This window comes from Paracoccus sp. SSK6 (assembly GCF_039770665.1).
Classification (GTDB): domain Bacteria; phylum Pseudomonadota; class Alphaproteobacteria; order Rhodobacterales; family Rhodobacteraceae; genus Paracoccus.
Window position 1 is genome coordinate 1 of record NZ_JBDPNJ010000117.1, and the last position, 336, is coordinate 336.

The 336-nt window shown below is 70.5% G+C and carries 1 pseudogene; it reads left to right on the forward strand.

From position 1 onward, the window contains the following. Window positions 1-336, forward strand: a pseudogene (locus AAIL68_RS17650) (MFS transporter); the annotation flags it as partial.

The window sequence follows — 336 nt, forward strand, 5'->3', positions numbered from 1 at the left end:
GTCTGGTTCATGGCCGGACTGGTGGCTGTCCTGCTCATCTGGTTCGCCCTGACGGCGCGCGGGTCCGCGTCATCACCGGCCGCGGGCCCGCGCCCCAGTCTGCGCCGCGCGCTGGCCCGGCGCGACATCCGGCAGGGCCTGATGCTGACGGCGATCTTCGTGGTTGCCCAGAAGCTGTCCTTGGGCATGCTGGGGCCGTTCCTGATCGACAGGGGCATTTCCCTTGAGGCGGTGGGGCTGCTCAACGGCTTTGGCAGTCTGGTCCTTGGGCTGTTGGGTGCGCTGCTTGGCGGGGCGGCGGTCCAGCGGTGGGGTGTGCGGACGACCATGGGGGGC